This window comes from Lysobacter changpingensis (assembly GCF_017308985.1).
In the GTDB taxonomy this organism is placed as follows: domain Bacteria; phylum Pseudomonadota; class Gammaproteobacteria; order Xanthomonadales; family Xanthomonadaceae; genus Lysobacter_J; species Lysobacter_J changpingensis.
Map to the genome: position 1 here is coordinate 200900 of NZ_JADWPE010000007.1, position 26630 is coordinate 227529.

33 protein-coding genes are annotated in these 26630 nt (G+C 68.9%); 17 read left to right on the forward strand and 16 right to left on the reverse strand.

Going from position 1 to position 26630, the window contains the following annotated elements:
- Nucleotides 1–76 precede the first annotated feature (76 nt).
- A complete protein-coding gene (locus I4U41_RS16740) occupies nucleotides 77–679 on the forward strand; it encodes a cysteine hydrolase family protein (RefSeq protein WP_206862302.1) in 603 nt (200 codons plus the stop codon).
- 95 nt (nucleotides 680–774) lie between these two features.
- Here the strand turns inward: I4U41_RS16740 and I4U41_RS16745 are convergent, their stop codons facing one another.
- Nucleotides 775–2448: a M28 family metallopeptidase gene (locus I4U41_RS16745; RefSeq protein ID WP_206862303.1), complete on the reverse strand. Its 1674-nt coding sequence runs from the start codon at nucleotides 2446–2448 to the stop codon at nucleotides 775–777.
- Nucleotides 2449–2715: 267 nt separating this feature from the next.
- Nucleotides 2716–3147 carry a PepSY domain-containing protein gene (locus tag I4U41_RS16750; RefSeq protein ID WP_206862304.1) on the reverse strand — a complete coding sequence of 144 codons (432 nt, stop codon included), beginning with the start codon at nucleotides 3145–3147 and terminating at the stop codon, nucleotides 2716–2718.
- 303 nt (nucleotides 3148–3450) lie between these two features.
- On the opposite strand from I4U41_RS16750, the gene I4U41_RS16755 reads away from it, so the two are divergent.
- The 4 genes from I4U41_RS16755 to I4U41_RS16770 all read left to right on the forward strand — a co-directional run bounded on the left by I4U41_RS16755 (nucleotide 3451) and on the right by I4U41_RS16770 (nucleotide 6321).
- Nucleotides 3451–4725 carry an MFS transporter gene (locus tag I4U41_RS16755; protein ID WP_206862305.1) on the forward strand — a complete coding sequence of 425 codons (1275 nt, stop codon included), beginning with the start codon at nucleotides 3451–3453 and terminating at the stop codon, nucleotides 4723–4725.
- Nucleotides 4726–4833: 108 nt separating this feature from the next.
- Nucleotides 4834–5025, forward strand: coding sequence for a hypothetical protein (locus I4U41_RS16760; protein ID WP_206862306.1), 192 nt, complete (start codon nucleotides 4834–4836; stop codon nucleotides 5023–5025).
- A gap of 131 nt (nucleotides 5026–5156) precedes the next feature.
- Entirely contained in the window at nucleotides 5157–5924 is a 768-nt protein-coding gene (locus tag I4U41_RS16765) for a HipA family kinase (protein ID WP_206862441.1), read from the forward strand.
- Nucleotides 5911–6321, forward strand: a complete 411-nt coding sequence (locus I4U41_RS16770; RefSeq protein ID WP_206862307.1) for a DUF3037 domain-containing protein — start codon at nucleotides 5911–5913, stop codon at nucleotides 6319–6321. The genes I4U41_RS16765 and I4U41_RS16770 overlap by 14 nt, the downstream gene beginning before the upstream one ends.
- A 68-nt stretch (nucleotides 6322–6389) precedes the next feature.
- Here I4U41_RS16770 and I4U41_RS16775 read toward each other — a convergent pair whose 3' ends face one another.
- A complete protein-coding gene (locus tag I4U41_RS16775; RefSeq protein WP_115841954.1) occupies nucleotides 6390–6599 on the reverse strand; it encodes a cold-shock protein in 210 nt (69 codons plus the stop codon).
- A 238-nt stretch (nucleotides 6600–6837) separates the two neighbouring features.
- On the opposite strand from I4U41_RS16775, the gene I4U41_RS16780 reads away from it, so the two are divergent.
- Nucleotides 6838–7122, forward strand: a complete 285-nt coding sequence (locus I4U41_RS16780) for a DUF4031 domain-containing protein (protein WP_206862308.1) — start codon at nucleotides 6838–6840, stop codon at nucleotides 7120–7122.
- An 88-nt stretch (nucleotides 7123–7210) separates the two neighbouring features.
- The gene (locus I4U41_RS16785) at nucleotides 7211–7468 is read left to right on the forward strand and encodes a DUF3297 family protein (protein ID WP_206862309.1); all 258 of its coding nucleotides are present in this window, start codon (nucleotides 7211–7213) and stop codon (nucleotides 7466–7468) included.
- An 88-nt stretch (nucleotides 7469–7556) separates the two neighbouring features.
- Here I4U41_RS16785 and I4U41_RS16790 read toward each other — a convergent pair whose 3' ends face one another.
- Complete coding sequence (locus I4U41_RS16790; protein ID WP_206862310.1) at nucleotides 7557–8273, reverse strand: M23 family metallopeptidase; 717 nt, start codon at nucleotides 8271–8273, stop codon at nucleotides 7557–7559.
- A 326-nt stretch (nucleotides 8274–8599) separates the two neighbouring features.
- Between I4U41_RS16790 and I4U41_RS16795 the strand changes: the two genes are divergently transcribed.
- The gene (locus tag I4U41_RS16795) at nucleotides 8600–9157 is read left to right on the forward strand and encodes a DUF3016 domain-containing protein (RefSeq protein WP_206862311.1); all 558 of its coding nucleotides are present in this window, start codon (nucleotides 8600–8602) and stop codon (nucleotides 9155–9157) included.
- Nucleotides 9158–9246: 89 nt separating this feature from the next.
- Here the strand turns inward: I4U41_RS16795 and I4U41_RS16800 are convergent, their stop codons facing one another.
- The 3 genes from I4U41_RS16800 to I4U41_RS16810 all read right to left on the reverse strand — a co-directional run bounded on the left by I4U41_RS16800 (nucleotide 9247) and on the right by I4U41_RS16810 (nucleotide 11305).
- A complete protein-coding gene (locus tag I4U41_RS16800; RefSeq protein ID WP_206862312.1) occupies nucleotides 9247–10008 on the reverse strand; it encodes an ABC transporter permease in 762 nt (253 codons plus the stop codon).
- Entirely contained in the window at nucleotides 10005–10970 is a 966-nt protein-coding gene (locus I4U41_RS16805; RefSeq protein WP_206862313.1) for an ABC transporter ATP-binding protein, read from the reverse strand. The genes I4U41_RS16800 and I4U41_RS16805 overlap by 4 nt, the downstream gene beginning before the upstream one ends.
- Before the next feature lie 65 nt (nucleotides 10971–11035).
- Nucleotides 11036–11305, reverse strand: coding sequence for a DUF2798 domain-containing protein (locus I4U41_RS16810; RefSeq protein WP_206862314.1), 270 nt, complete (start codon nucleotides 11303–11305; stop codon nucleotides 11036–11038).
- A 185-nt stretch (nucleotides 11306–11490) separates the two neighbouring features.
- On the opposite strand from I4U41_RS16810, the gene I4U41_RS16815 reads away from it, so the two are divergent.
- Nucleotides 11491–11865: a YciI family protein gene (locus tag I4U41_RS16815; protein WP_206862442.1), complete on the forward strand. Its 375-nt coding sequence runs from the start codon at nucleotides 11491–11493 to the stop codon at nucleotides 11863–11865.
- A gap of 4 nt (nucleotides 11866–11869) precedes the next feature.
- Here I4U41_RS16815 and I4U41_RS16820 read toward each other — a convergent pair whose 3' ends face one another.
- From I4U41_RS16820 to I4U41_RS16830, 3 genes are all read right to left on the reverse strand, one after another.
- Nucleotides 11870–12754 (reverse strand): bifunctional helix-turn-helix transcriptional regulator/GNAT family N-acetyltransferase, encoded by an 885-nt coding sequence (locus I4U41_RS16820; RefSeq protein ID WP_206862315.1) that lies wholly within the window; start codon nucleotides 12752–12754, stop codon nucleotides 11870–11872.
- A gap of 256 nt (nucleotides 12755–13010) precedes the next feature.
- Complete coding sequence (locus I4U41_RS16825; RefSeq protein ID WP_206862316.1) at nucleotides 13011–13232, reverse strand: hypothetical protein; 222 nt, start codon at nucleotides 13230–13232, stop codon at nucleotides 13011–13013.
- 118 nt (nucleotides 13233–13350) lie between these two features.
- Entirely contained in the window at nucleotides 13351–14673 is a 1323-nt protein-coding gene (locus I4U41_RS16830; protein ID WP_206862317.1) for a metal-dependent hydrolase family protein, read from the reverse strand.
- A gap of 335 nt (nucleotides 14674–15008) precedes the next feature.
- Between I4U41_RS16830 and I4U41_RS16835 the strand changes: the two genes are divergently transcribed.
- From I4U41_RS16835 to I4U41_RS16850, 4 genes are all read left to right on the forward strand, one after another.
- The gene (locus I4U41_RS16835) at nucleotides 15009–15356 is read left to right on the forward strand and encodes an RcnB family protein (RefSeq protein WP_206862318.1); all 348 of its coding nucleotides are present in this window, start codon (nucleotides 15009–15011) and stop codon (nucleotides 15354–15356) included.
- Between the two features lie 157 nt (nucleotides 15357–15513).
- Nucleotides 15514–15723, forward strand: coding sequence for a hypothetical protein (locus I4U41_RS16840; protein ID WP_206862319.1), 210 nt, complete (start codon nucleotides 15514–15516; stop codon nucleotides 15721–15723).
- A gap of 10 nt (nucleotides 15724–15733) precedes the next feature.
- Nucleotides 15734–15913 carry a hypothetical protein gene (locus I4U41_RS16845; RefSeq protein WP_206862320.1) on the forward strand — a complete coding sequence of 60 codons (180 nt, stop codon included), beginning with the start codon at nucleotides 15734–15736 and terminating at the stop codon, nucleotides 15911–15913.
- 128 nt (nucleotides 15914–16041) lie between these two features.
- Nucleotides 16042–16644, forward strand: coding sequence for a hypothetical protein (locus I4U41_RS16850; protein ID WP_206862321.1), 603 nt, complete (start codon nucleotides 16042–16044; stop codon nucleotides 16642–16644).
- 185 nt (nucleotides 16645–16829) lie between these two features.
- On the opposite strand, the gene I4U41_RS16855 is transcribed toward I4U41_RS16850, so the two are convergent.
- The gene (locus I4U41_RS16855) at nucleotides 16830–17816 is read right to left on the reverse strand and encodes an NAD-dependent epimerase/dehydratase family protein (protein WP_206862322.1); all 987 of its coding nucleotides are present in this window, start codon (nucleotides 17814–17816) and stop codon (nucleotides 16830–16832) included.
- A gap of 176 nt (nucleotides 17817–17992) precedes the next feature.
- On the opposite strand from I4U41_RS16855, the gene I4U41_RS16860 reads away from it, so the two are divergent.
- Nucleotides 17993–18463 (forward strand): hypothetical protein, encoded by a 471-nt coding sequence (locus tag I4U41_RS16860; protein ID WP_206862323.1) that lies wholly within the window; start codon nucleotides 17993–17995, stop codon nucleotides 18461–18463.
- Between the two features lie 175 nt (nucleotides 18464–18638).
- On the opposite strand, the gene I4U41_RS16865 is transcribed toward I4U41_RS16860, so the two are convergent.
- Complete coding sequence (locus tag I4U41_RS16865) at nucleotides 18639–19052, reverse strand: SRPBCC family protein (protein WP_206862324.1); 414 nt, start codon at nucleotides 19050–19052, stop codon at nucleotides 18639–18641.
- A 276-nt stretch (nucleotides 19053–19328) separates the two neighbouring features.
- Here I4U41_RS16865 and I4U41_RS16870 point away from each other — a divergent pair, with 276 nt between their 5' ends.
- The gene (locus I4U41_RS16870; protein WP_206862325.1) at nucleotides 19329–19859 is read left to right on the forward strand and encodes a DUF6630 family protein; all 531 of its coding nucleotides are present in this window, start codon (nucleotides 19329–19331) and stop codon (nucleotides 19857–19859) included.
- A 45-nt stretch (nucleotides 19860–19904) separates the two neighbouring features.
- Here the strand turns inward: I4U41_RS16870 and I4U41_RS16875 are convergent, their stop codons facing one another.
- A complete protein-coding gene (locus tag I4U41_RS16875) occupies nucleotides 19905–21041 on the reverse strand; it encodes a PAS domain-containing sensor histidine kinase (protein WP_206862326.1) in 1137 nt (378 codons plus the stop codon).
- Nucleotides 21042–21196: 155 nt separating this feature from the next.
- Here I4U41_RS16875 and I4U41_RS16880 point away from each other — a divergent pair, with 155 nt between their 5' ends.
- Complete coding sequence (locus tag I4U41_RS16880) at nucleotides 21197–22414, forward strand: serine hydrolase domain-containing protein (RefSeq protein ID WP_206862327.1); 1218 nt, start codon at nucleotides 21197–21199, stop codon at nucleotides 22412–22414.
- Between the two features lie 103 nt (nucleotides 22415–22517).
- Here the strand turns inward: I4U41_RS16880 and I4U41_RS16885 are convergent, their stop codons facing one another.
- Both I4U41_RS16885 and I4U41_RS16890 read right to left on the reverse strand, forming a co-directional pair.
- A complete protein-coding gene (locus I4U41_RS16885; protein WP_206862328.1) occupies nucleotides 22518–23732 on the reverse strand; it encodes an MFS transporter in 1215 nt (404 codons plus the stop codon).
- A gap of 167 nt (nucleotides 23733–23899) precedes the next feature.
- Nucleotides 23900–24526, reverse strand: a complete 627-nt coding sequence (locus I4U41_RS16890; protein ID WP_206862329.1) for an HAD-IA family hydrolase — start codon at nucleotides 24524–24526, stop codon at nucleotides 23900–23902.
- Between the two features lie 131 nt (nucleotides 24527–24657).
- Between I4U41_RS16890 and I4U41_RS16895 the strand changes: the two genes are divergently transcribed.
- Nucleotides 24658–25053: a DUF2784 domain-containing protein gene (locus tag I4U41_RS16895; protein ID WP_206862330.1), complete on the forward strand. Its 396-nt coding sequence runs from the start codon at nucleotides 24658–24660 to the stop codon at nucleotides 25051–25053.
- A gap of 147 nt (nucleotides 25054–25200) precedes the next feature.
- Here the strand turns inward: I4U41_RS16895 and I4U41_RS16900 are convergent, their stop codons facing one another.
- Entirely contained in the window at nucleotides 25201–26589 is a 1389-nt protein-coding gene (locus I4U41_RS16900) for a vanadium-dependent haloperoxidase (protein ID WP_206862331.1), read from the reverse strand.
- Nucleotides 26590–26630 lie beyond the last annotated feature (41 nt).

The window sequence follows — 26630 nt, forward strand, 5'->3', positions numbered from 1 at the left end:
GGCATTCTGCCGGGTTGAGACCGGCGCTGGCGAGCGCGCATCGTGGCGCCCACCGACCCGCGAGATCCCCCGATCCATGAATGCCCCGCGTTCCGCCCTCGAACTTGACACGCGCAGTGCGCTGATTCCCATCGACGTGCAGTGCGGTTTCGACCTGCCGCCGTGGCCGCCGCGCAATAACCCGGCGATGGAAGCCAATGCGCTGCGCGTGCTGGATGCGTGGCGCCGCGCCGGCTTGCCGCTGATCCACGTGCGGCACGATTCGGTGATGGAAGGCTCGGTGTTGGCGCCGGGGCATCCGGGAAACGCGCATCGTCCGGGTTTCGTTCCGCTGGAAGGCGAGCCGCTGGTGACCAAGTCGGTCAATGCGGCCTTCATCGGCACCGATCTGGACCTGCGCCTGCGTCGACTGAACATCGACACCGTCGTGTTGTTCGGCATCAGCACGGACATGTGCGTGTCGACGACCGCACGCGTCGCGGCGAACCTGGGCTATCGCACGATCGTCATCGGCGATGCGTGCGCGTGTTTCGATCTGAAGGATGCCGACGGCTCGGTGATCCCCGCCGACGCGATACAGCGCGCGCATCTGGCGACGTTGCGGGCGGAGTTCGCGCAGGTGGAGGAGAGCGGGGCGGTGATCGAGGCGCTGCGGCTGGTGGAAGCCCGCGCGGGCTGAGCGCCTCATCTGCCTGCGGTCGAGCCTCTCACCCTCGGCGGTAAAAACCCCTCTCCCGCTCGCGGGAGAGGGGGCAAAGCAGATCACACGACGCTTTACTTCCGATCACCCGCCGTCTGGTCACGCGCCGCGCGGAACTCGCTCGACGCGTCCCAGTTCGGCCAGCGATCCGAATCGGCCAGGTTGCGGCCCACGGTGTAGAGCAGGCCCAGGTCGCGCGCCATGCCGAGGAAGGTCCAGTCGGCTTCCCATTCGTCGGCCGGCTGGTGGTAGCGGTCGGCGACGTAGGCGTCTTCCATCTTCTTGCCCGCTTCCAGGCCGCCGTCGACCAGGTCGTTGCCCGAGCCGAACGACACCGCCGGCACGCCGCGCTTGGCGAAGGGGAAGTGATCGGAGCGGAAGAAGTGGCCGGCTTCCGGCTTCGGATCGCTGACGTAATCCAGGTTCGCAACCTTCTTCGCGGTATCGATCAGCTCATCCAGCAGCTCCTGCTTGGCGCTGCCGGAGGTGGTGAAGTTGCGCGCCGGACCGTGCGGATCGAGCGCATCCATGTTGATCACCGCGACCGTCTTGCCCAGCGGGTACAGGGGCTTGGAGGCGTAGTACTCCGAACCGAGCAGGCCCTTCTCTTCCGCCGTCACGGCGAGGAAGACGACCGAGCGTTCCGGCTTCGTCGGTGCCTTGGCGAACGCGCGGCCGATTTCGATCAGCGCAGCGGTGCCGGTCGCGTTGTCGACGGCGCCGTTGTAGATCTTGTCGCCCTTCGCGTCCGGCTGGCCGACGCCCAGGTGGTCCCAGTGCGCCGAATAGATGACCGTCTCGTCCGGGCGCTTCGTACCATCGATGCGGCCGACGATGTTGTGCGAGGTGATGATCTGGCGATCCACGTCGTACTTCGCGCTCAGCGTCGCGCCCTTCAATTCGACCGGCTTGAACGCCTTGGTCTTCGCCTGCGCCTTGAGCGCGTGGAAATCCAGGCCCGACTGCTTGAACAGCTGCTGCGCGAAATCGCGCTGGATCCAGCCTTCGAGCCTGGGATGCACCGACGCCGGATCGTCGCGCACGACGTCGAACATCGTGTTGGTGTTGGAGTTCTTCACCGTCGCCCAGCCGTACGACGCCGGGTCGGTCTCGTGCACGATCAGCAGGCCCAGCGCGCCCTGGCGCGCGGCCTCCTCGTACTTGTAGGTCCAGCGACCGTAATAGGTCATCGCCTTGCCGCCGAAGTCGCCTTCGCCGCCTTCGAAGTCCGGATCGTTGATCAGGACGACGGCGATCTTGCCCTTCAGGTTCACGCCCTTGAAGTCGTCCCAGCCGCGTTCCGGCGCGCTCACGCCATAGCCGGCGAAGACGAGCGGGGCCTTGCTGATGTCGATGGCGGTGGAGCCGTCCTGCGCGGCGCGCACGGCGATCTGCTCGCCCTGCGCCAGCGTCTGCGACCTGCCGTTCACGGCGACGGACAGCGTCGGCGTGCCCTTGATCTCGGCGCGTGCCAGCGGCACGGCCTGGGTCCATTCGCGCTTGCCGTCCTTGAGGTCGCCGCCCGGCTGCAGGCCGGCGGCCTTCATCTGCGCGACGACGTAGTCGATGGTCCTGGTTTCGCCGGCCGTGGCGGGGCCGCGGCCCTCGAATTCATCGGAGGACAGGACCTTGACGTCCTGCGAGAGGCGCTTGGGATCGATGTCGGTCGCGGCCGGCTTGCCGGCGAACGCGGGGTTGAGGGCGAGCGAGAGGGACAGCGCGAGCAGCGATACGGCCGGTAGCTTCATGGAGTGGACCTGAGGGCGGAGTGCCGGCCGATGGTAAGGAGCGTCGCGGCGGGGTGCCAGCCAACGTTGGGCATGGGTGGCCGTTGGCTCCGCCGCGCTTGCAGGTCAAGCCGAACGATAAGGCGCTGTGGGCTTCATCCCTCCCCCAACCCCACGACCATCGGGCATAGCCCGATGGCGTTCGTCGGGACGCGCGCCAGTGACGCGCATGCGTCCCTCCTCACCCCTGCAAGCAGGGGAGGGAGCAAAAGGCAGGAAGGTCAACGATCAATCCTTCTCCTTCCCGATGATCTTCCCCGTCGCCGGATCGATCTTCAGTTCGACGTCCCTGCCCGACGGATCGTCCGCCTCCGCGTTCCAGATGCCGTCCTCGTAATCGACGTCGTGCACGTTGGTGTAGCCGGCGGCGGACAGGCGGGCGCGCACGTCGGCTTCGCCGAGGTTGGCGACCTGCTGGTCGGGGTAGACCTGCCCCGTCTTCGCGTCCAGGCGCAGGTCCACGCGCTCGCCTTCGGCGCTGCGCGCGTCGGCCTTCCACACGCCGTCCTCGAACTTCACGTCGTTGATGTTGGTGTAGCCCTGCTCGGTCAGGCGTGTGCGCACCTGCGCCTGCGTCAGCGGCTCCGTCGGTGCGGCGTTCTGCGCGAAGGCCACGCCCATGGCGGGGAGCAGCGCGATCAGCATGAGGGTCTTCTTCATCCGGAGCCTCTTTGTCTGGCAGGGGACTGGAGTCTTGTTCCGGGGACGCGAATCGGTGGTGAATCCGGGCCGTTTCGCGCGATGCGCGTTCGGGTGAGGTCAGGATGGTGAGCTCATGGTGAAGACCGCCTTTGCGCAATCGGCCGTGGAACCCAGTGTTGTCGCATGAACGGTGGCCGCGCGGACGTCGTTCCAGCACACTGCACGCGGCCCTTGCTGGCTTTCTTCCCCCGCGCGACGCGCGCGACACGAATCCGAACGACACCCGCACCCGCCCCGCGCGGGACGCACAGGTTATTTCCGATGAACGCAGACGCCCTCGCCGCCCCGCTCGCCCGCCCGTTGTGGCGCGACCGCGCGCTCGTGCTGGCGGGCATCGCGATGTCGGCCTTCAACCTGCGCACGGCGGTGACCTCGCTCACGCCGCTGCTCGACACGCTCGGCGAAACCTTCGGCTTCGGGCCGACCATGACCGGCGTGCTCGGCATGGTGCCGACGGCGGCGTTCGCGCTGTTCGGCGTGGTGACGCCGGCCATCGCGCATCGCCTGGGACTGGAGCGCACGGCGCTGCTGGCGATGGCGCTGGCCACCATCGGCCTGTTCGCGCGCGCCTTCGTCGGCGACACGTCGATGCTGCTGGTCACCTCGGCCATCGCCCTGTCCGGCATGGGCATGGGCAACGTCGTGCTGCCGCCGCTGGTGAAGCGCTATTTCGGCGATCGCGTCGGCACCGTCAGCACGCTCTACATCACCGTGCTGCAGCTGGGCACGATCCTGCCGGCGCTGCTCGCGGTGCCGATCGCGCACGCGGCCGGCTGGCGCGTGTCGCTCGGCGCGTGGTCGCTGGTCGCGGCGGCGGCGGCGCTGCCGTGGATCGGCGTGCTGTGGATGGAACGCTTCGGCCATTCGCGCCAGGCGAAGGCGCTGACGGATGCGCACGATCGCGCCGTCGCGTGCGGCGATCCCGCGCCCGAACTCGACGGCACGCAGGCCGCGACGGGCCGCGTGTGGCGCTCGCCGGTCGCGTGGGGTCTCACGCTGATGTTCGGCATGACCTCGCTCACCACGTATTCGATGTTCACCTGGCTGCCGAAGCTGCTCACCGAGGCCGGCGGCACGCAGACGCTGGGCGGCTCGATGGTCGCGCTGTTCTCGACGATGGGCCTGCTGAGCGCACTGTTCCTGCCGGCGCTGGCGGTGCGCATCCGCAATCCGTTCCCGATCGTGGTCGCGTGCGGCGTGAGCTACCTCGCCGCATTCGCCGGCCTGCTGCTCGCGCCGATGGCCGCGCCGCTGCTGTGGGTCGCACTGCTGGGCCTGGGGCCGAGCACGTTTCCGCTCTCGCTCACGCTGATCAACCTGCGCACGCGCACGCCGGGCGGTTCGTCGCGGCTGTCGGGCTTCGTGCAGGGCGTGGGCTACAGCCTGAGTTGCCTCGGTCCGCTGCTGTTCGGCTGGCTGCACGAGGGCACGCACGGCTGGGCGTGGCCGTTCGCGTTCCTGGCGCTGTGCCTGCTCGCGCTGCTCTACGGCGGCTGGCTCGCGAGCCGTCCGCGCATGCTCGAGGACACCTGGTAGCTCGCGTTCGAACTGCGCGTCCTTCGCGCCGCGCTTACATCGCCAACACGGCAGGTTCAGGCCAGATCGCGCAGGCTCGACGCGGCATCCACACGATGGGAGACCGCCATGGGCCAGCGTCACGTCGAGACCGATCCCAAGTCCGCCGGCAAGTCCCAGCGCGAATACGAGCACAGCTCCGGCGATCGCAACACCAAGAAGAACGAGAAGGACTGGAAGGGCTTCAGCGGCGGCGCGCAGCGCGATTCCGCCCCCGCCGCGCCGGGCGCCGAACCGGCGAAGGATGCGGATAGGCGCTGAGTTCGAGGAACGGGCGTAGAGAAACGAGAAACGGGTGGGCGTGCGATGCCCACTCGTTTCCGGCTCCTCGTTTCCAGTTCCTCGTTTCTGCCTCACACTGTCGCGGCTTCCACACGCCGCGACCCATGGCCCTGCGCACCGTTTCCGCCGCCCGCTACGTCACGCCGCTGCGCGAAGGCGGTTCGCTGCCCGCGATCATCGAAGCCGACGACGACGGCCTCTACGTCCTGAAGTTCCGCGGCGCCGGCCAGGGCGCGAAGGCGCTGGTGGCGGAGCTCGTCGCCGGCGAAATCGCGCGGGCGCTCGGACTGCCGATTCCCGAGCTGGTCTTCGTCGAACTCGACGCGGAACTCGCGCGCACCGAGCCGGACCCGGAGATCCAGGAACTGATCAAGGCCAGCGACGGCCTCAACCTCGCGCTCGATTACCTGCCCGGTGCGATCAACTTCGATCCGGTCGCTGAACGCGTGCCCGGCGCGCTCGCCTCCGACATCGTCTGGTTCGACGCCTTCATCAGCAACGTCGATCGCAGCTTCCGCAATCCGAACCTGTTGGTCTGGCATCGCAACACGTGGCTGATCGACCACGGCGCCACCCTGTATTTCCATCACGGCTGGGACGGTTCGCCAACGCACGCCGGCAGCGCGTTCCCGATGATCCGCGAACACGTGCTGCTGCCGCAGGCCGACGACATCGCCGGCGCCGATGCGCGGTTGTCGGGCAAGCTCACGCGCGCCGATTTCGAAGGAATCCTCGCGCTCGTACCGGACGCGTGGCTCATCGGCGCGGACACGCCGGCCGATCCGCGCGAGCACCGCGCCGCGTACGTCGAACACTTCATGCAGCGGCTGGCGCAGCGCCAGCGGTTCGTCGAGGAGGCGATCCATGCACGCGCCTGACACGCCGCGCCGCGACACCTACGACTACGCGGTGATCCGCGTGGTCCCGCGCGTGGAGCGCGAGGAGTTCGTCAACGTCGGCATCCTGCTGTCGTGCCCGACGGCGAAATTCCTGGAAGCGCGCATCGAAGTGGACGAAGCGCGGCTGCGCGCGCTCGATCCCGACATCGACCTGGACACGGTGCGTCGCCACCTCGCCGCGATGGAGGCGATCTGCGCCGGCGGCCCCGGCAGCGGCCCGATCGGCCTGCTCCCGCAGCGCGCGCGGTTCCACTGGCTCACCGCCAAACGCAGCTCGATCATCCAGACCTCGCCCGTGCACCTGGGCCGCTGCCTGCATCCGGCGGATGCGGTGGAGCACCTGATGGACCGCATGGTGCGCCTGCGGCGCGACTGAACTTTCCAGCGCCCAAAAGAAAAGCCCGGCCGGAGCCGGGCTTTTCTGGTATCGCGTGTGCGAAAGGCTTACAGCGCCTGCACGGCGTCGGCCTGCAGGCCCTTCTGGCCCTGGACGACGGTGAAGGACACCTTCTGGCCTTCCTGCAGGCTCTTGAAGCCCGAGCCCTGGATGGAACGGAAGTGGACGAACACGTCCTCGCCGTTCTCGCGGCTGATGAAGCCGAAGCCCTTGGCATCGTTGAACCACTTGACGGTACCGGTTTCACGGTTCGACATGACTTTCTCCTATACGGATGGTGGGACCGCACTTGGCGGCGGATGGAGCTGGTCGCAAGGAGAAAGCGAGGTGCAACGATGAAGAACGGAATCCACATCGGGTCACATTCACCGTGACCCTTGGCTAACGCAGCGCAGGCATGTTGGACGTGTTTGGTCGGCTTTGCAAATCCGAAACGAGCTGGACGGTTCAGATACGATCCCCGTTCAGGTTTCCCCGGGAGGTCGTGGTCGGGCCATGACGGTGTACGTCGACGATGCGGTCCATCTCTGGCGCGGTCGCCGCTGGGCGCACCTGATGGCCGACACGCTGGAAGAGCTGCACGACATGGCCGGGCGGCTGGATATCCCGCGCCGGGCCTTCCAGAACAAGACCTCCGGGGCGCATTACGACGTGCCCTCGGAACTGCGCGAGCGGGCGATCGAGCTCGGCGCGGTGGCCATCTCGCGCCACCACGACCGCGCCCAGGTCCGGGCGGTGATCGCGCGCGCCAAGGCGCAGGGCCGCGGGGAGCATCCCTGAGGCCGCACGCCCGGGCTGCGGGATCGCACCGGCGCACGTATCCTGTGCGGCCCCGGCCGCACGCCGGACCCGCCACACGGAAACGACCATGACCGCCACGCCTCCCGACCGCCTTTCCAACGACCCGCGCAGCCCGTTCTACGACGAGGCGGTGCTCGAGCGCGGCATCGGCATCCGGTTCAACGGCGTGGAGCGCACCAATGTCGAGGAGTACTGCATCAGCGAAGGCTGGGTGCGGCTGCCGGTGGGCAAGGCGCTGGACCGTCGCGGCAATCCGATGACGATGAAGCACAAGGGGAAGGTCGAGGCCTGGTTCCGCGGCGACGAGGCGGACGCGGCGGAGTAACGCTGGGCTGGGCCGGCCTCGGCCGTCGCGCCCTACCGGTCAGCCCGGAACGAGCCGGACCCCCGCCTCCGCCGGGACGACCTGGCCCTCAAAGCCCCGCCAGATATCGGCCCGGATCGATCCGCTGCCCGTACTGCCGCACCTCGAAATGCAGGTGCGGACCGGTCGAACGGCCGGTCGAGCCCATCTTCGAGATCTCCTGCCCCGCCAGCACGATGTCGCCGGGGCGCACTTCCAGCCGGCTGTTGTGCGCGTACAGCGTCACCACGCCCTGGCCGTGGTCGATCATCACCACGTTGCCGTAATCCTTGCTGTAACGCGCCTGCACGACGACCCCGTCGCCACTGGCGCGCACGGGCGTGCCGGTCGTGCCGGCGAAGTCGATGCCGCTGTGGAAGGCATCGCCGCGACCGAACGGGTCGTGCCGGCGGCCGAAGCCCGAGGTGATCCGCACCGGCGCCACCGGCAGCAGCCGCAGCAGGTGCTCGTGCCAGACCGGCTTGCGCGGGTTCCACGCCGCGGCGGAGAGGTCGAGCACCCCGCCGGTCTTTCCCGGTTGGATCGCGTCCGCCTTGTAAAGGTCCGTGGCGAGGTCGTATCGCGGAGACTGCGCCGGCGGGATGTACGGTCCGCCCATGCCCGGCACGACCAGCGCGACCCCGGCCGGCGCCGACGCGCGCGTTCGCGTCCAGCCGGGTCCGATGCTGGTGGCGGCCATGAGGACCACGGCGACGCAGATCACTTGCAGGCTGCTGCGCCAGCCGCAGCGTTGGGGACGAAGGGCTTTGCGTACGGCGGGGGACATGGGTGACTCCGTGGGGTATCGGCCGCGTCCGCTCTGCGGACGCGAGGTGGACTCCTGGCGGGGGTGTTCCGGCGTGGGCAGCGGGCCGGGCGTGAGCGCCGTGGGGCGCAGGAGGGAGTCTCCGGATCGGGCCCCGGCATCGATATGAGACGTGTCCGAAAAAGTCTCAGGCGCGGCCCTTGACCTGTTCAGCCGAATGCGATCCGCCACCATCGTTCAGCTGCCCCACGCGCATGCGAACGGCGCCTGTACGCCGCCACGATGCGCATCGCCGCCGCGTGCGCGCAGTGGGAGAATCCGGAGGCATCCCCTCTGCGGAGGCCGCCATGAAACCGCGCCTCGTCGTCCTTTCCCTCGCGCTCGCCCTGCTCGCATCCGGCGCGATCGCGGGCACCCGCACCGTCACCGATCCGCAAGCCCCCCGCGCCCTGCCCGAAAGCGATTCGGTCAACGTGCGATGGGAGGACCCTTCGCGCTTCAGCGAACTGCGCTACAGCGGCAACCGATGGGAAGCCTCGCGCGGCGACTGGGTGCAGCAGCTCGCCACCTACCTGCGCGATCGCGCGGAAAAACGCCTGCCCGAAGGCCAGCGGCTGGACGTGGACATCATCGACATCCGCCGCGCCGGTTCCTTCGAACCGTGGCGCGGGCCGAACCTGCAGAACACGCGCATCATCCGCGAGGTCTATCCGCCGCGCATGACGCTCAACATGCGCCTCACCGACGCGAGCGGCAACGTGATCGCGCAGGGCGAGCGCAAGCTCAGCGATCCGGGTTTCATGATGAGCGACAGCTCGTCGCTCAATACCGATCCGCTGCGCTTCGAGAAGCGCATGATCGACCGGTGGCTGGCGGATGAGCTTGCCGCCAAGCCGGAAGCGTGAGGCGAGGAACGAGAAGAAAACAGGAACGGGAAACGAGTAACGGCGGCGATGCCTTTCTCGAGGTTCTGGTTCCTGCTCCTATCTCGTTCCTACTGCTTCAGCTTCCACCCGGTGCGGAAAATCCAGTACACCACGCCCAGGCACAGCAGCAGGAAGCCGGTGATCGCCGCGGCGCTGATGCCGACGTTGACGTCGGAAATCCCGAAGAAGCTCCAGCGGAAGCCGCTGATCAGGTACACGACCGGGTTGAACAGCGCGACCTTCTGCCATAGCGGCGGCAGCATGCTGATCGAATAGAACGCGCCGCCCAGGAACGTCAGCGGCGTGACGATCATCAGCGGCACCAGCTGCAGGCGCTGGAAGCTGTCGGCCCACAACCCGATGATGAAGCCGAACAGGCTGAAGGTCAGCGCCGTCAGCACCAGGAAGCACAGCATCCAGAACGGATGCTGGATCTCGTACGGCACGAAGAAGCGCGCGGTGAGCAGGATCAGCGTGCCGAGCATCAGCGATTTCGTCGCCGCCGCGCCGACGTAGCCGATCACGATTTCCAGCGCCGATACGGGCGCCGACAACAGTTCGTAGATCGTGCCCGCCCACTTCGGCATGTAGATGCCGAACGACGCGTTCGAAATGCTCTCGCTCAGCAGCGACAGCATGATCAGGCCCGGGATGATGAAGGCGCCGTAGCTCACGCCGTCGACATCGCCCATGCGCCCGCCGATGGCCGCGCCGAAGACGATGAAGTACAGCGACGTGGACAGCACCGGCGAGACGATCGACTCCATCAGCGTGCGGAAGGTGCGCGCCATTTCGAAGCGGTAGATCGCGCGGATCGCGTGCAGGTTCATGCGCGCGCCTCCCGGTTCTGGCGGACCAGGCTGACGAAGATGTCCTCCAGCGAACTCTCGCTGGAATGCAGGTCCTTGAAGTCGATGCCGTGCTGCGTCAACCGGCGCAGCAGGGCGGTAATGCCGGTTTCCTGCGCCTGCACGTCGAAGGTGTAAACCAGCGAATGGCCATCCTCGGTCAGCTCCAGCGGGTATTCGGCCAAGTCGTCGGGAATGCGTTCAAGCGGCGCCTGTAGCGTCAGCGTGAGCTGCTTCTTGCCGAGCTTGCGCATCAGCGTGGCCTTGTCCTCGACCAGCACCAGCTCGCCCTTGTTGATCACGCCGATGCGGTCGGCCATGTCCTCGGCCTCCTCGATGTAGTGCGTGGTCAGGATGATGGTCGTGCCGTTCTCGCGAAGGCGACGCACCATCTCCCACATGTCGTGGCGCAGTTCGACGTCCACGCCTGCGGTGGGCTCGTCGAGGAACAGGATCGTCGGCTCGTGGGAAAGCGCCTTGGCGATCAGCACGCGCCGCTTCATGCCCCCCGACAGCGCCATGATCTTGCTGTCCTTCTTGTCCCACAGCGACAGGTCGCGCAGCACCTTTTCCAGGTACGCGTCGTCGCGCGGCTTGCCGAACAGGCCGCGGCTGAACTTCACCGTCGCCCACACGCTCTCGAACGCGTCGGTGGACAGCTCCTGCGGCACCAACCCGATCTTCGCGCGCGCGGCGCGGTAGTCGTGGACGATGTCGTGTCCGTCGGCGGTCACGCTGCCGGAACTGGCGTTGACGATGCCGCAGATGATGCTGATCAGCGTCGTCTTTCCCGCGCCGTTCGGCCCGAGCAGCGCGAAGATCTCGCCGCGCCGGATCGACAGGTCGATGCCCTTCAGCGCCTGGAAACCGGTGGCGTAGGTCTTGGTGAGGCCCCTCACATCGATGACGGGGTCCTGGCTCTGCGTGCCGGCGGTCGGCGCCATGCGGTGTTCCCTTTCCTGCGTTGAACCTGCGGCATCGTACCGGAGCGGCGCGTGCGCGACGTCCGTCATCCCATGCGTCCAAGGCGCCGCGCGGGCGCCGTCGCTTCGTCGCACGCCTTCGTCACGCGTCCCAGCAGCGCGCGCACGCCGGGCAGGATCACCCACGCCGCCGGGAGCGCCACGGCGAACGCGACCGGCCATCCGCGCAGCCACGCCTCGACCAGCCCCGGGCCGAAGCCCCGATGCAGAACGACCATGGCGAAGCTCATCACGCCCGACATCAGCGTGACGACCAGTGGAACGAAGGCGAAACCGGCCTGGCGTGGCGTGAGCATGCGGGCATTCCGTGCATCGGGGGAGGCGACAGGGTAGGCAGCGCACGCGCCTTCGATAAGTCCGCATCGCGGGGAAAAACCGTCCCATGAGCGGGCGAATGCGCGAGGGGTGCCTTCCGGTACAGCGCCGCGTCGCCGTCGTGGTCCACAATGCGCGTTCCAAGGACCTGTCGAGCCTGCGCGCCATGAAATTCCTGCTGATGATCTACACCGACCAGACGCTGCTGGACGCATTGCCCGCCGGCGAGTACGACCGCCTGATGAAGGACTGCATCGAGAAGGCCGACGCGCTGCGCGAGCGCGGCGTGCTGCTGGATTCGCAGCAGCTCGAGGTGCCGAGCACGGCGCGCTCGATGCGCACGCGCGGCGGCAGCACGCACGTGTACGACGGCCCGTTCGCCGAGGCGAAGGAAGTCTTCGCCGGGTTCAACCTGATCGAGGCGCCGGACATCGAAGCCGCCGTGGAGATCGCGCATTCGTTCCCGTGGTCGCGCTTCGGTTCCATCGAAGTGCGCCCGGTGCGCGACTTCAATGCGGTGCGCGAACGCGTGGGGGCGTGAAGCCTCAACCCAGGCGCTTCTCGAACCAGTAGTCCGCGTACGGATTCTCGTTGTAGCGCGGGATTTCGACGTAACCGTTGCGCGCGTACAACGCGCGCGCTTCCAGCAGCGTGCGGTTGGTGTCCAGGCGCAGCGTGTGCAGCGCCATCGCGCGTGCCTCCGCTTCCAGCGCGTCTAGCATGCGCTGCGCGATGCCGAGGCCGCGCGCGGATGGCGCGACCCACATGCGCTTGATCTCGCCGACGCCCGCGCCCAGCACTTTCAGCGCGCCGCAGCCGAGCGCCTCCTCGTCGAGCCGCGCGAGCAGCAGCACGCCGGACGGCGGCACGAGCTCCTGCGGATCGGCGCTCGGGCCGCGCGATGCGTCGAAGCCGGATTCGAAACGTTCGTCGAGTTCGCGCAGGTAGGCGTCGATGCAGGCGCGCGCGTCCGCGCTGGCGGGATCGGCCGGCGCGATGACGACGGCGGCGGCGCGCATCAGGCGTTCGACTTCGGCCATGGCCCTGGTCAGGCGTTCGCGCTGCGATTCGCCCAGCGGCGAGAGCAGCGCGGTCGCGAAATCCCCGGAGAGGCGGTCGAGCGCCTCGAATTCGCGGCGGCCCCTGGCGGTCAGGCTTGCGCGCCGCACGCGAGCGTCGTCGGGCGCCGGCTGCGAGCGGACCAGTCCCTGCGCTTCCAGCCCGCGCAGCAGGCGGCTGAGATAACCCGAATCCAGCGACAGCCGCGCGCGAAGGTCGCGCACGTCGGCGCCGTCGCGGCCGATCTCGAACAGCAGCCGCGACTCCGCGAGCGGCCGGCCGCGACCGAGGAAGTCGTCGGACAGCGCGCCGATCCGGCGCGTCACCGACCGGTTGAAACTGCGGACCTGCTCGATCTGGCGTGCGTCCATTGCCTGACTTTAGTCAGGTAATTGGGTCGGCGCAAGCGCCTGCGTGTTTTGCGGCCGCAGCCTTTGTAGCCCGGGTAAGGGAAGCGCACCCGGGATCAACGGCTCCGGAGACGGCAACCCCGGGTGAGGCCTCGGCCTTCCCGGGCTGCAAAAGACCCGGAATCACAACCTTCCCCCTTCATCCGGGCCTCCGCCGGGATGAAGGGGAATGGGGACGAGACGGGACGGAACGGAGGGGAATGCCCCAACTCCCGCCTCACGTCCGCTCCAACACCGCCCCACGCCGCCGCGTCACGTACGGCAACGCGAACAGATAGATCCCGCTGAGCAGCAGCAGCGCCAGCGGCACCAGCGTCGCGAAGCCCACATACAGCGCGATGTCCCCGCGCCCGATCACGGCGAAGTTCGCGATGACGCACGCCGTGAAGGCCATCGACAGCCAGCGATGCGCCTGGCGGATCCACTTGTTCCAGTTCATTCGAGCGCTCCTCGTGCGCGCGAGCCGCACGGTGCGGCCCGACGGATGCGATGCTGACGCGGCGCCGACGACGCCGCTTCTCGAAAACCGACCGATGTCGTCGCGACGCCCTGCCCGCCTACGGCCCGCGCACCACCACGCCCTGCTTCATCACCAGCAGCGGCGTCTGCGTCGCGCGGATGTCTTGCAGCACGTTGCCCGGGACAGCGACGATGTCGGCGGCCTTGCCGGCTTCCAGCGTACCGGTCTCCTGCTCGATGCCCAGCAGTTTCGCCGAGCCCTGGCTGCTGGTGAGCAGCGCCGCCGATGGCGTCATGCCCAGGTCGACCATGTCGCCGAATTCCTGCGCGTTCATCCCGTGCGGGTACACCGCCGCGTCCGTGCCCAGTGCGATCGGCACGCCCACGCGCAGCGCTTCGCGGAACATCGTCTCGTGCGCCGCGCCGGCCGCGCGCGCCTTGGCGCCGATCTGCGGCGGATAGGTGTCGGCCTTCTCGACCACCCACACCTGCGTCATGCGCGTCGGCACCAGGTACGTGCCCCTGCTCTTCATCAGCTGCAGCGTCGGCGTGGTGAGAAAGCTCCCGTGTTCGATCGAATCCACGCCGGCTTCCACCGCGAGCTTCGCGGCGAGGTCGCCATGGCTGTGCGCCGCGACCTTGCGGCCCCAGGCGTGGGCTTCGCTGACGATCGCGCGCAGCTCGTCGGGCGTGAGCTGCGGCACGTCCACGGGATCGGCTTCCGACAGCACGCCGCCGGAGGCGCAGATCTTGATGAGGTCGGCGCCGTACTTCATCTGCTCGCGCGTCGCCAGGCGGCACTGCTCGGCGCCGTTGCACACGCCGTCGCGCGGGCCGAGCGGCGCCACGCGCTCCGGCGGGAACGGCGCGGCGTCGCAGTGTCCGCCGGTGGAGCCGAGCGCATGCCCGGCGACCAGCATGCGCGGGCCTTCGGCCAGACCGTCGCGGATCGCGTTGCGCAGGGCGACGTCGACGAAATCCGGCGCCCCGACCTCGCGCGCGGTGGTGAAGCCCGCCTGCAGCGTCAGCTTCGCGTTGCGCGCGGCGTGGAAGGACTGCTCGACCGGGAAGCGCAGCAGGTTCTCGTAGAAGCCCTGCGCCCAGTTGTCGTCGTGGTTGGAGGCGATGTGCGTGTGGGCGTCGATGAAGCCCGGCAGCAGCGTGGCGTCGCCCAGGTCGATGATCTTCGCGCCGGGCGGCACGGCGGCATCGCCGACCGCGGCGATGCGCCCGCCCTGCACGACCACCGCGCCGGGCGAGACCAGCCGGCCGCTGCGTCCGTCGAACAGGTGCGCGGCCCTCAACACGATGGGCGGGGCCGAGGCGGGCGCGGAAGGCGCGGGGCCCTGCGCCGACACGGCGGCGGCGATCGACAGCGCAACGGACAGGCCCGCCAAGGCCGCGACGGCACGACGCTTCATTCCCTTCCCCTTCGGCGATCACGTTCCGGCCGAGTCTAGGGGGCGGCCCGGCGCCCGTCTCGTGTCCTGCGACGGCCGGCTGCCAGACTGCGCGCGCTCCTCGTCAGGGAGACTTATCCGGGGCGGCGCGCGGACTGGGCTTTGCGCGTCGCCCCGGTCTTTTTTCGCCTTCGGCCTTCCCTGTAAGCGCTTACCTAAAGGCCCGGTGAAGCATTTCGATGCGGAACCGCGAACTGCGTCATGGTTCCGCACGAACCCGACTTGCCAGCGCGTGCGGCGCAGTCAGGATCGGTGGCACAAGAACCACCACGCACTCGCATTCAACAGGGGATTCCATGAAGCGCCTGATTTCGACCCTCGCCGTCGGCTTCCTGCTGCTCTCGCCGGTCGTCGCCTCCGCGTACGACAAGGGCGGTCACGGCCATGGCCGCGGCCACGACCATCACGACCGTTACGACGACCACGACGACCACCACGACCGTGGTCGCAAGAAGGGCCACTACAAGCACGACTACCGCCGCGGCGTGGTCTACGTCGAACGCCGCATCTACGTCGACGACTACCCGCGCTACCACCTGCATGCGCCGCCGCCGGGCCACCGCTGGGTGCGCAGCGACGACGGCCGCTACCTGCTGATCGCGGTCGCCACCGGCATCATCGCCGACGTGCTGCTGCATCACTGATCGCGTCGCGCCCAGATCGCTGGAAAGGCCCCGGACTCCGGGGCCTTTTTTCGTCCACGCTGAACACGGGCGCGGTAACGCCCGCCTTACGCCGCGGTGCGCCGCCGCTAACGCGGCAGTCCCTAGGGTGGCCGTTCCAACCACCAGCGGAGACACCATGGGCAGCAACAAGCACGCGCAGGAACGGGTCAAGAGCGGCCACACCACGCCGCCCTCGGGCGGCAATCGCGACACCGACCGCGACCACGCGATGCGCGCGGGCAAAGACGGGCCGACCCAACGCAAGCACGCGGTGCACAAGGAACCGTCCACGCGCGACGAAGGCCGCGACGACCACCGCACCGGCAGCGACAAGCGCCACCACTGAGGAGGACGCCATGCGACCGGACAAGCAGAAACTGCAGGCGCAGCAGAAATCGGGCGCCAAGGACCAGAAGAAGGACCTGGAGAACCGCCGCCAGCCCAAATCGGCCGCCAAGGCCAAGCAGGACGCGGCCGGCGACACCGCGGTGGAGAAGGTGCGCCATCGCGAGCAGAAGGGCCCCACCCTGCACTGATCGGCCGCGCCGCGCCCGGCACACGCCGCCTTCACTTTTCCGTGCACAGACTGAACCGCGCCGCCCACCCGGGCGGCGCGAGCGCGTCGCCCCTGCGCGATGCGCGATCCCAACGCACGGAGGACGCAGTGAAGACTTCCCCGCTCCCGCTCCGCCCCGTTTCCCTCGCCGTCGCCCTGGTCTTCGCCATCACCGCCGCGCATGCGGCCAAGCCGACGCCGCCCGATCCCGACCGCAGCGAGACCGCCGCCGTCACCGTGACCGTCGAAGGCAAGGTGACCGACATCGACACGCCGAACCGCCTCATCACCGTGCAAGGGCCGGAGGGCAACGAAGTCCAGGTCCACGCCGACGAGACCGTGCGCAACTTCGAGCAGGTGCGCGTCGGCGACACGGTCTCGCTGGATTACCTGCGCGCCGTCACCGTCGACATCCAGCCCGCCGGCAGCGCCGAACCCGGTGCCTACATCAAGCGCGACGAGGACGTCGCCAGGACGGGCGAGCGCCCGCGTGCCGGTGCGGCCGAAGTCGTGACGGTGCTCGCGCCGATCCGCGCGATCGACACCAAGAACAACACCATCACCGTCGAAGGCCCGCGCGGCAACGTCGTCACGCTCGACGTGCGCAAGCCCGAGCACCAGGCACGGCTGGGCCAGCTGAAGGTGGGCGACATGCTGCGCGTCGCGTTCACCGAAGCGGCGGCGGTGCAGGTGCGGGCGAAGGGACGGTAGACGGCGCAGCGTTTCCGGCCTGCCTTTGTAGCCCGGGTAAGCGAAGCGCACCCGGGACCTGTCACGCCCACCCCGGGTGCGCTTCGCTTACCCGGGCTACAAGAACCGATGCGCCGGTGTCGCCGCCCGCCCCGCCCCTCACCCCCAAACCCTCTCCCGAAGGGAGAGGGGCCCAAGCGCCGCGCTCACGACGCCACCGGATACGGCCCTTCCGCGAACACCTCGTCGTGATACCCCTTGCTGCCCACCGCCTCGGCGAGCGGGCTGCGGAAATCCTCGCCGCGACGTAGCGCGTCGAGCACGCGCGCGAAGTCGTACTTCGGCCGCCAGCCCAACTGCTCGCGCGCGAGCGCGTTCACGTACACGCGGTCGACCTGCGGGAACATCCGCCACCCGCGCGAGGCGTACAGCGCCGGCGCGTCGGGGAAATGCCGCGCCATCACCGCGGCGGCATCGCGCCGCAGTTCCGGCAGGTCCTCGCGCGTGAACGGCGTCGTCGCCGAGATGATGTAGCGGCCGAAACCGATCGTCTTCGCGCGCTCGACCGCCAGCAGGTGCGCATCCACCGCGTCGGCGATGTCCACGCGCCGGTACAGCAGTTCGTTCGCCTGGGCATTCGCGGTCGAAAACCCGTTGCGCACGTCGATGCTGTCGTCCGGCTCGGGGAAGAAACGCGACGTGCGCAGCACCAGCACGGGCAGCCGACGCTTGCGGTAGAACAGCTCGCACAGCTGCTCCGCCGACAGCTTGGTCACGCCGTAGATGTTCTTCGGGATCGGCGGGACGCTCTCGTCGATCCACGCCGCCGGCTCGCCCATCGCGGGCGTGAGCGCGGCGCCGAACGTGCTGGTCGTGCTGGTGAAGACGAACGACTCCACGTTCGCGGCCAGTGCCTCCTCCAGCAGCGCCAGCGTGCCGCTGACGTTGGTGTCGATGAAGTCCTGGTGCGGATGCGTCGCCACGTGGGGCTTGTGCAGGGTCGCGGCGTGGATCACCGCGCGAACGCCCTTCATGTGGCGGCGCACGAAGTCGCGGTCGGCGATCGAGCCGACGTGGTCGGTGAAGGCGGACGGCTTGATGTCGATGCCGACGGCGGCGCGCCCGGCGGCGCGCAGTTCGCGCATCAGTCCTTCGCCCAGATGGCCTGCGCTGCCGGTCACGAGAAGGGTCATGGGAGCGGCTCCGGGGACGTGGGGAGTTCGATTATGCGGGCGATTTGTGGCGCGGCGGCGGCAGGCGCGCTTGCAGGCGATGCCGGATTGGCCCCACGAACCGCCCCGGCATTGGCTCTTAAAGGGAGCCGTTCGCGGGCCTAACGTCGAGCCTCCCCCACGTCGAGGACACGACGATGACGATCCGCCCGCTCCTGCGCCACTGTGCAGCGCTGCTGCTCCTGTCCACCTTCGCGCCCGCCTTCGCCGGCGACCAGGACGGCGACGGCCGTGCCCGAGGCTGCGCGCGCCAGTTCGAACTCGCCCAGCGCATGGACATGGAATCCTTCCGCGATTACGACGCCGAAACCTTCCGCGCCGTGCACGACGAGCGCGCCGTCACCATCTTCGCCAGCGGCCACAAGTTCGTCGGCGTCGACGCGATCATGACCGCGCTGGCCAGCCACTTCGCCAACCGCGAGGCGCAGTGGACCTGGACCGAGCTGTACCGCGTGGTCGACGGCTGCAACTCCGCGTTCATCCTGTACGAGACGGTGTACGAGATCCCGCGCATCGGCTTTCGCCAGCATGCGTATACGGGCGTGACTTACAGCCATGACGGGCACCGTTGGCTGGCGATCGCGGATCAGGGGACAGCGTTGCCGTGAGGCCATGGGTCCAGCCCCTCTCATTTCGGCGACCGCAGGGAGTGCAGAGCTGAGAGGGGTTGGGTGCGGGTCAAGGCGTGCGATGCATCGATGTGGCCGCTGCATGGCGCAAATGCTTCCGCGGTGTGCACGCCATCCCTCCACACCCCTCCCCTGCAAGCAGGTGCTGGAGCGATCAGCGCGCGCCTTCCAGCGTCCGCTTCATCACCCGCAGCCCCTCTTCGATCATCCCCGCCACCGTTGGCGCCGACTCGTCCGGCAACAGGTCCGCGATCCACCGCAGTCGCACGCGATCGCCGTCCAGTTCGAACGCCTGCACCGACGCGTTGTAATGCTCGAACGTGCCGCCGACCCCGGCCCACGCCACGCGATGCCGTGCGTCGTCGACGTCCAGGATCGGCTCGCGCAGCACCGAGCCGTTGCCGAAGGTCACCACGCGCACGCGGCCTTCCATGCGGCAGTCGGAGACGAAGCCGGGCACCAGCCGGCGGTGGATGTTGCCGACATCCCGCAGCGCATCCCACGCATCGCGCAGCGGAACGTCCACCTCGATGTCGCGCTGGATCGAAGCCAAGGCATCGCTCCGCATGGACGATTCCGTGCAGCGTGGCCCCGCCAGCACGTGCCCGCCATGCCCGCGACCGACCTCCCGACAGAAGGCGGTTTTCGGATTCGTCCTATGGAGGGCACACCGCGCCTGCAACGACCCTGACTGCGGCCGTTGCGAGTCGGCCGGGACGCCCACTCTCCCCCAGGGCGTCCACTCCTTTCAGGGCTGCCGCATCCTTCGGCAGCCTTTTTTTTCGCCTGCACGCGCCGGCGCCACGCCACGCCGTATCCTGTGCGCCCCACGCGGTGCAGCGCCATGCATTCCGAATACGACCCCGACGACAACTTCGCCCGCGCCTTCCACGACGAGGCCGACCTCGACGAGGACGCCGCGCTCGAAGCGGTGGCCTGGCAATTCCTGCTGCTGGTCAATCCCGGCGACGAGGACGCCGCGCTGGAGCAGTTCGCCGCCTGCCGCGAAGCCCTCGCCAACGGCACCGAGCCCGTGCAGGCGCTGCGCGAGGCGATCGACTGGCGCGCGGGCTTCCATGTGGACGAGTCCGATCCGGCCGGCCTGATCGAGGTGCTGGACGAACTCGCCTCGCGCCTGGGGCTGCGCATCGACTGGGGCGAGGACACCGACGACGACGACTTCCTCGCCGATGCCGAAGTCCCCGCGCTCATCAACGTCGCCTTCGACCGCCTGCGCGAACACCACTACACGCTGTGGACGTGGGAAACCGGCGAGCCCGCGCAGGCCGGCTTCATCACGCGGCAGCGCGACGACGAGGCGCTGCGGATGGTGGCGGGCGCGCTGGGGTTCCATGTGAGGACCGGGGCGCTGTAGCGGGATTCGGAATCGGGATTCGGGATTCGGGAGGCACCGGGGACGTCACCGCATCGGAAGCCTCACCACGAACTGGCTGCCCTTCCCCGGCCCTTCGCTGCGCGCCTGCACGCTGCCGCCGTGCAGTTCGACGATCTTCTTCACCAGCGCCAGGCCCAGGCCGAGTCCCAGCTTCGAGCTGTCCATGCGCGGCAGGGTGAACATCTCGAACAGGCGCTCCAGCCGGTCGGGCGCGATGCCGATGCCCTCGTCGGCCACGCGCACGATCGCCTCGGCGCCTTCCAGCGTGCCGCTGACCCAGATGCGCCCCGGCAGCGGCGTGTAGCGCAGCGCGTTGGCGATCAGGTTCACGAACACCTGCTGCGCGCGCATGCGATCCACATCGAGCACGATCTCGTGCTGTGGCAGCAGCACGCGCACCAGGCGCGTCTCCTGCTGCATCTGCCGCTGCGCGATGCGCACCGAGCTCTCCAGCAGATCGCGCAGCGAGGTCCGGCTCTTCTGCAGCTGGAAGCCATCGGAAGCCACCTTGCTGTGCTGCATCAGGTCCTCGATCAGGCGCACGGCGAGGTTCACGTTGCGCTCGATCACCAGCAGCGGCTCGTCCGTGTTCGGCACCTGGTCGCCGATCCTGCGCTGGAGCATCCCCGCCGCCAGGCTGATGCCCGACAGCGGATTGCGCAGTTCATGCGCGAGCAGCGCGATCGCCGCGCTCTTGTTCTCGCTCGCCTCGGTCGCGGCGCGGCAGCGCTTGCGGCTGCTCTCCATCTGCATCTTCACCTCGGTGAGATCGCGGAAGAGCTTCAGGAACGCGCAGCAGTCCATTTCGGCGGTGAATGGCCCCAGGTACACGGTCACGCCCGACGCCCAGAAACGCGAGCCGTCCAGCCGCGCGAGCCAGCGATCGTCCGACGACGTGCCGCGAGCGCGCGCTTCCACGCGTTCATGGTCGGGAATGCCGGCTTCCACGTCGCGCGCGGTGAAGATGCGCGCCAGATCCAGGCCGACCAGCCCGCCGGGTTGCGCGCCCAGGATCACCTCCGCGCCGGCGTTGGTCCACGTGATCCGGCCGTCGGTGCCGATCAGCAGCGCGGCGTGTTCGGGCGAACGCACGGCGAACGCCCAGAGCATTTCCTTGATGACCTGTTCGTCCACCGCCGGGGGGCACGTCTGGTCGTTCATGGCCGGATCCCGCGGAGTTCGCTGCCAGTGTGCGACGCGCCACGAACGTTATCCGTGAAGGATCGCGTGCAAATTCGGTTGGGCCGCGTCGTTTCATCGCTGCAACGTCGCGCGCGTGCCGCTACGCTTGAGTCCGTCCCCCATCGAGCCGGCCGATGCACGCGATCCGATCCGCCGCCACCGCCATCCTCCTGGGCCTGCTGGCCTCGCCTGCCAGCGCGGTCACGCCGGTGGCGAGCGTGCGCATCGCGTTCGATCGCGACGGCCTCGTGTCCATGCAGGCGAATGGATTCGCCGACATCGCCGCGCAGCGCAAGGTCGGCGCCGACGATCCGGTGCGCATCGCGTCGATCTCCAAGCTCGTCACCGCGATCGGCGCGATGCGGCTGGTGGAACAGGGCAAGCTCGATCTCGATGCGGACCTGTCGCCATTGCTCGGCTGGCGGCTGCGTCACCCGGCGTATCCCGACGAACCGATAACGCTGCGGCTGCTGCTTTCGCATCGCGCCGGCCTGACGGACGCGGCGGGCTACTACGCGGTTCCGCTCGACGGTGCGCTGCGCGACATCACCGACGACCCGCGCGCGTGGGACGACGCGCATGCGCCGGGCACGTTCTTCCGCTACGGCAACGTCAATTTCCCCATCGTCGCCTCGGCGATGGAGAAGGCCACCGGCGAACGCTTCGACCGGCTGATGCAGCGGCTGGTGTTCGAACCGCTGCGCATCGACGCGTGCTTCAACTGGGAAAGCTGCAGCCGCGAGACCGCAGGCCGCGCGGTGGTGCAGTACGACGCCGCGCGCAAGCCGGTGTACGACAACCATCGCGGCGGCAAGCCGGACTGCGCGGTGATCCGCTCGACGAAGCGCGACTGCGATCTGTCGCAATGGAAGCCCGGCCGCAACGGCGCCCTGTTCTCGCCGCAGGGCGGGCTGCGCATTTCAGCAAATGGACTGGCGAGGATCGGTCGCATGCTGCTCGGCGAAGGCGAGCTCGATGGCGTGCGCGTGCTGTCGCCCGCCTCGGTGCGCACGCTGACGAAGCCGGTGTGGACGTACGCACCCGACAACGGCCTCACCGTGGAAGAGGATGCCAGCGGCAAGTCGCGGCACGGTTTCTTCTGCCGTTACGGACTGGCGGTGCAGACGCTGGCGACGAAGCGCGAGGGCTGCCGCGACGATCCGTTCGGCGACGGCGTCGAACGCTTCGGGCACGCGGGTTCGGCGTACGGGTTGCTGTCGGGGCTGTGGATCGACCGCGCTTCGGGCAAGGGCGTGGTGTATTTCGCCACCGGCGTGGAGGACGCACCGCGCGGGGCGCATTCGGCGTTCACCGAGGTGGAGGAAGCGCTGGCGCGAGGAAAGCCGTTGTAGCCCGGGTAAGCGGAGCGCACCCGGGGAACCTGCGCTGGGGCGGCTGAAACCCGGGTGCGCTCCGCTTACCCGGGCTACAACGGCTACAACGGTAGCGTGCGGCTCACGCCATCTCGTCGGCGGCAGCCTCACCGCGCCGCAGATCCGCCCGCGCCCACGCATAGATCAGCAAGCCGCCCACCGCGGTGGCCGCACCGACGATACCGGTCGACGTCCAGCCGTACCCCGCCGTGATCGCCATTCCGCCCAGCCACGGCCCCAGTGCGTTGGCGAAGTTGAACGCCGAGTGGTTCGACGCCGCGGCCAGCGTCTGCGCCTCGCGCGCGACGTCCATCAGGTGCGCCTGCAACACCGTCGCCAGCGCGCCCATCGTGCCGACCGCGAGCACCGTCGGCAGCACCGTCCACGGCGATTTCGCCGCGAGCGGCCACACCAGCAGCACCGCGATCGACCACAGCAGCACGCGCGGGACCGCACGGAAGCCGAAACGATCGAACAGCCAGCCGCCGCCCAGCGTGCCGAGGATGCCGCCGATGCCGAAGGCGATCAGCCCGAACGGCACAAAGGATTCACGCACGCCGGTGACGTGCACCAGGGTCGGCGCGAGATAGCTGAAGACGCAGAACATGCCGGCGAAACCGATCGCGCCGATGCCCAGCGCCAGCCACACCGGCTTGCGGTTGAAGTCGCGCAGTTCGCGCAGCGCGTCCGGGCGCGGGGCGTTCATGCCGCGCGGAAGCACGCGCATGGTCATCGTCACCGTCGCCAGCGCGAGCAGCGTCACCAGGCCGAACGCCCATCGCCAGCCGAACGCCTGGCCCAGCCACGTCGCCAGCGGATTGCCGACCAGCAGCGCGATCGACAACCCCAGCATCACGCGCCCCACCGCGAGCCCGCGCTGTTCCGGCGGACTGATGCGCGCGGCCACCAGCGCGGCGATGCCGAAGTACGCGCCGTGCGGCAGGCCCGCGACGAAACGCGCGAGCATCAGCGGGACGTAACCCGGCGCGAGCGCGCTGGCGAGGTTGCCGACCGCGTAGAAGCCCATCAGGCACAGCAGCAGGCTGCGCCGCGAGAGCCGGTTGCCGAGGATCGCGAGCAGCGGCGCGCCGACCACCACGCCCAGCGCGTAAGCGCTGATGACGTGGCCGACCTGCGGCTCGGTGACGCCGAGGCTGCGCGCGATGTCGCTGATCAGCCCCATCACGACGAACTCGCTGGTGCCGATGGCGAAGCCGCCCATCGCGAGGGCGAACAGGATCAGGACGACCTGGCGCGGCGTCAGCACCGGCCCGGAGGAGGAGGATGCGGGGGACATGCGGGCATTATGTTGCATTGCAGCAGGCGGCGCGACCCGCTTGCGTGAACGGCCTCAACCATTCCGGAAGCGACGCGCCTTTGTAGCCCGGGTAAGCGAAGCGCACCCGGGAGTCAGGCGCGATGGGGTCCCGGGCGCGCTTCGCTTACCCGGGCTACCAAAGCGGGCTACGGCGCGAGAAGCCGCCCCAGCTCCGGCACCGACTCGAAGAACTCCTCCGCCCCCATCGTCCGCAGCGTGTCGGCATGCGCGTAGCCCCAGCCCACCGCGCCGAACGCCACGCCCACGCGGCGTGCGGCCTCGCCGTCGCTGACCTGGTCGCCGACGTAGATCGCCTCCGACGCCGCCGCCCTCGCCTCCTTCAGCATCCGCGCGATGCGCCGGTGCTTGCCGAGCATGTGCGCGCCGCCGTCGATCAGTTCGATCGCGCCCAGCAGCTCCGCGTCGATCACGCGCCGCACGTTCTCCACCGAATTGGACGTGAGGATCGCCAGCCGCGCGCCGCCGTCGCGCAGCTGGCGCAGCACCTCGGCGACGCCGGGAAACAGTGGCACCGGCGGCGCGCCGCGCATCATGCGGATGAAATCCGCCGCGACGATCGGCGCCTTCCACGCGGGCAGGTTCACTTCGCGCATCAGCTCGCGCGTGCCGAGGCGGCGCAGCGCATCGACGCGGTCCTCGGCGATGGCGGTGAATCCATGCCTGTCGGCCAGCGCGTGCTGCGCCTTCACGAAGAACGGGAAGGAGTCGGCCAGCGTGCCGTCGAAGTCGAAGATGACGAGGGGATAGCGCATGGCTGGGACGAGTGGGAGCAACGAGTGGAAGAGGAACGAGTGGACACGATAGCCGATGGGTTCACTGCGCGGTGTTCACTGGTTTCTGGTTCCTTCTCACTCGTTTCCCGCCAGCCCGATACAGTGCCCGCATGAGCAACCCGGCCGCCGTCCTTGCCGACGCGATCCTCGTCCTGCACGTGGGGATCGTCGCGTTCGTGATCCTCGGCGCGCTCGCCGTCTTCGTCGGCCGCACGCGTTGGCCCTGGGTGCGCGGCTTCCGGTGGCGGCTCACGCACGTGCTGCTGATGGTGTTCATCGCGTTGCAGGCGTGGCTCGGTGCGCTGTGCCCGCTCACGGTGTGGGAACAGGCGCTGCGACGTCGCGCGGGACAGGCGAGCTACGGCGAGTCGTTCATCGAGCACTGGCTCTCGCGCGTGATCTTCTTCGATGCGCCATGGTGGAGCTTCGTCGCCGCGTACAGCGCGTTCGCGGGGCTGGTGATCGCGGCGTGGTTCGTGGTGCCGCCGCGAAGGGGGATGGGTTGAGCCCCTCTCCCCCAGCGATCGCACACCAACGCAACGCTCGTTCCTTTGTAGCCCGGGTAAGCGAAGCGCACCCGGGAGCGCGACCACGTCTCCAACCCGGGTGCGCTCCGCTTACCCGGGCTACAGGAGCTACAAGAGCGACAACAATCACTTCGCCTGCAACTGCCGCGCAAACACCCAATCGGCCACCTTGTTCCCCGCCTTCAACCCGGCCAGGCACGCCTCGGTGAAATGAATGCCCGAATACACGCGCCCCATCGCCTGCTCATGCTCGGCGGTGGACAGCGACGGATAACCGCGCGTGATCGTCTTCACTGGCAGGTCCACCAGCGGCGGCGGCAACGGCGCGACCGGCGCGCTGACCGTGCGCGAGAACGCCAGCGCATCGCTCCGGAAGTAACGCCGCAGCATCTGCGCCGCCGCCCCGGTCATCGACGTCGAGGCGCACGGATAGTCCGGATACGGCGGTGTCTGCAGGAACGGCCGCCACGTCGCGTCGCTCCTGGTGAACGGATTGCCGTCGTCGGGCCAGCGGATCGCGGTGACCGGACGCCAGAAGTTGTACTGGTACTTGTCGGCCATGTTGGTGATGAGCGCGTCGGCCGTCGCCATGTTCACCAGCGCGAACAGGCGCGCGTGCTGCCAGCGGTCGAGCCCGCGCGTGGACGCGATGATGCGCGCGTTGCCGTTCCAGTCCAGCCCACCGCCGGGCCAGAAGCGCGCGATGTCCGTCTGCGGCGAGTTCGGCTGCGCACCGCGCACGCGCGCGTCGCCGATCGATTTCACCAGGTTGTACTCGGACGCGTACTTCGCGCCCTTCACCTTCAGGATCGCCGCCGGCGGCTGATGGAACTGCGCCGCGCTGTTCACCGCGAACGGCGTGACGAACGCCCAGCCCATGAACTGCGGCGTGGTCGACGTCGGAAATTCCGGCGCCGGCGTTGCCTGGTGCACGCCCACCGAGGCCGGCAACGCGTATACGGGAAGGTTCGGCGTGCCGGAACCGTCGGTGGGCGCGAGACCGCCCGCGCCGTTGTCGGCATAACGCAGCGCGAGGATCGTCTCCGCCGCCGATTCGCCCGCGGCGATGCCCGCCGCTTCCAATGCATCCGGCGCGCCGGGGCCGATCGCCGCGTCGTACATCGCATTGATCGCGATGATCGCGTTGGCGCGCGCGGCCGCTTCGGCCGGCGTGGGCGCGGTGGGCAACGCATCGATCATCGCCAGCAGCGCGGTGCGGTTGGCCGCGGCCACGGCCGCATCGGGCGATGCGTTGCCCGGCGCGCTCGCGACGGGGCGATAGGTGTTGTAGCGCGACTGGATCGAGTTGAGCGCGTCGTGCACCGACAGCGACACGATGGCCATGGCGCGTGTCTGCTGCTGCGGCCCGCCGAAGCGCGGCACCACCGTGGGCCCGCTGGCGAGTGCGTTCCAGTCGGTCACCGAATCGGCCTGCGACGGCAACGCGATGCAGAGCGCGAGCGCAGCGGCCAGCCGCGCGCGGCCGCGCCGTGAAAGCGTGAGGGAGGAGTTCATGGCGATGTCCTGTGGGGGAAAGAGGACGCGCCGGTCCGAAG